Origin of the sequence: Paramylibacter kogurei, assembly GCF_002742285.1 — a bacterium.
GTDB classification, from domain to species: Bacteria; Pseudomonadota; Alphaproteobacteria; order Rhodobacterales; family Rhodobacteraceae; genus Amylibacter; species Amylibacter kogurei.
The window spans coordinates 1-922 of sequence record NZ_MDGM01000004.1 but is presented as its reverse complement, the minus strand read 5'-3'; the positions used below and the strand labels follow the sequence as shown (position 1 = coordinate 922).

Genomic DNA, 922 nt, shown 5'->3' with positions numbered 1-922 from the left:
TGCTAAACGCCGAATGGTTCCACAGTGTCAGGCAAGCACAGGTGGCTATAAATCTGTGGCTCAGAGAATATAACCACATCAGGCCACACCAGGCATTGAATATGCGCCCGCCAGTTCCAGAAACCTTATTAGAGAAAGCCAAAATTAGTGGTACAGAAAAATGGGGCTAGACAGAAAGGTTTCAGTATCATAGGTTTCAAAATCCGCAAGAAGTTCAAATAATTTCTTGTTTTCCATACGTCTACTTTGTTAGTTGGGTGGGTCAATATCGTTTTCATCCCATTTAGATTCAGCTACAGAATTCCGTTTATTGTCAAGCTTCTCTATTCCACCTTCCTTATTCATTTCTCTTTGTTCCTGTATTTCTCTTTGCCGTTTTGTAGAGCCAGGCATTTCATGTATTGGATGACGTATTGTTCATGTGGCGTGCAGGGTGTTTTTGCAGTGGGTTTACACCCATCCCCCGATTGCTAACCGATATCGTATGAGAGTGCCCGAATGGCCTTCGTGTTTCACGTGTAGAACATGCCTTCACACCCTCTGTGTAGGTCATACCGATCGGAAGTTGGCACCCATATTATATTTTCATAAGAGTAATTTGCTTAATATTATCCGTAGCAAAATTATATTGGAAATGTATACGATACCCAACCATATCAAATAGATCCGTATCGCCAAAATCTCCTAGAATGGGATGCGTGAACTTCTCACTAGTTTTTATAGGAGGAGCGAACATTGAGCGGACAGCTGTCTAGCCCCATTTTTCTGTACCACTAATTTTGGCTTTCTCTAATAAGGTTTCTGGAACTGGCGGGCGCATATTCAATGCCTGGTGTGGCCTGATGTGGTTATATTCTCTGAGCCACAGATTTATAGCCACCTGTGCTTGCCTGACACTGTGGAACCATTCGGCGTTTAGCAC

Annotated in this window: 2 protein-coding genes; one reads left to right on the top strand and one right to left on the bottom strand. The window is 43.0% G+C overall.

Annotation, left to right across the window (positions count from 1 at the left end):
* Positions 1–170, top strand: a 170-nt coding sequence (locus BFP76_RS14820) for an integrase core domain-containing protein (protein WP_165775636.1), incomplete at its 5' end; no start/stop codon positions are given.
* Positions 171–751: 581 nt separating this feature from the next.
* Here the strand turns inward: BFP76_RS14820 and BFP76_RS14815 are convergent.
* A complete protein-coding gene (locus tag BFP76_RS14815) occupies positions 752–922 on the bottom strand; it encodes an integrase core domain-containing protein (protein ID WP_099591504.1) in 171 nt (56 codons plus the stop codon).